This is a genomic window from Nocardia shimofusensis NBRC 100134, from assembly GCF_001613125.1.
Lineage (GTDB): Bacteria > Actinomycetota > Actinomycetes > Mycobacteriales > Mycobacteriaceae > Nocardia > Nocardia shimofusensis.
This window is the reverse complement of the sequence record NZ_BDBT01000070.1, coordinates 1-1,276: the sequence shown is the minus strand read 5'-3', so window position 1 is coordinate 1,276 and position 1,276 is coordinate 1. Positions and strand designations below refer to the sequence as shown.

Below are 1,276 nucleotides of genomic sequence, written 5' to 3'. Positions count from 1 at the left end.
TGGCCAGTCCCCGATAACGCGACCACCCGGAAGTAGAGCCCGGATTGTTCGTTGTTTCAGTTGATCCCGCACTCCACCGGATGGTGGGTGTGGGTGCAGGCCGCAGCGTACTCGGCCGGCGTCCGGTAGCCCAGCGCTGAATGCCGGTGCCGCAGGTTGTGCTCGGTCTTGAAGTCGCCGATCACCACGCGGGCCTCGAGCAGGGAGGTCCAGTGGTTGCGGTTGAGGCACTCGGTCCGCAACCGCCGGTTGAACGATTCGATGTATCCGTTATTCCAGGGCGTGCCGGGCGGGATATAGGTGATCCCGACCCGGTCGCGGCAGAACCGTTGCAGCGCTTCGGAAATCATCTCCGGTCCGTTGTCGCATCGCAGCACCTTCGGGACGCCCCGGGCAGCGAATACCCGGGCGAGTTCGGTCACGAGTCTGTCGCCGGTGATGGAGCGTTCCACCAGGTGCAGAAGCGACTCGCGGGTGTGTTCATCGACCATCGACGCGATCTTCACCGCCCGGCCGTCGATGGTGGAGTCGAACTGGAAGTCCAACGCCCACACCGTGTCCGGTGCATCCGCAGCGATCGTCGGCACCGACGACGCTCCGGCGCGTTTGCGGCGGTGATGCGCCCGCACCTGCAGGCCTTCCTGTTTCCACAACCGGTGCACCCGTTTGCGGTTGACCTGATGGCCCTCGTCGAACCGCAACGCCGCCCACGCCCGCCGGAACCCGTGACAGGGATTCTTGCGCGCGTACTCACGCAGCCAGGCCCTGGCGCCGGCGTCGGGATCGTCCGGGGTTTGGTCGAGTGGCAGTCGCCGGAATGTGGACCGGTGCAGCCCGACAACTCGGCAGGCGAACCGTTCGGACATGCCCTTGACCTGCATGAGCATGTCCACGGCCCGCCGCTTGGCCGCCGGGCCTAAAATTTTCCCCGAGCGATCTCCCGCAGAGCGTCTTTCTCCAGCTCGGCATCGGCCAGCAGCCGCTTGAGCCGGGCGTTCTGCTCGCGCAGTTCTTTGAGCTCTTTAGCGGCGTCGGTGTCCATCCCGCCGTACTGGCGCCGCCAGTTATACAACGTCGCCGCCGATACCTGCAGATCAGCGGCGATCTCCTCACCCGACGCTCCCGCGGCGGCCAGCTCGTCGGCACGGCGCAGCTTCCGCACGATCTCTTCGGCGGAATGCCGTTTCCGTCCTGCCATGGTTCCTATTGTCCCTTCCGGCCCCTCACCAGGGCCAACAGGACTCTAAATCCGGGCGGTCGCATTCACCGGGGACAG

At 65.8% G+C, this 1,276-nt stretch carries 1 protein-coding gene; it reads right to left on the bottom strand.

What is annotated here, in order from left to right:
• Nucleotides 1-56 precede the first annotated feature (56 nt).
• A protein-coding gene (locus NS3_RS28110) for an IS3 family transposase (protein WP_157101599.1) occupies nt 57-1,198 on the bottom strand; the annotation gives its coding sequence in 2 pieces (ribosomal slippage) (nt 57-922 and nt 922-1,198; 1,143 coding nt in all).
• Nucleotides 1,199-1,276 lie beyond the last annotated feature (78 nt).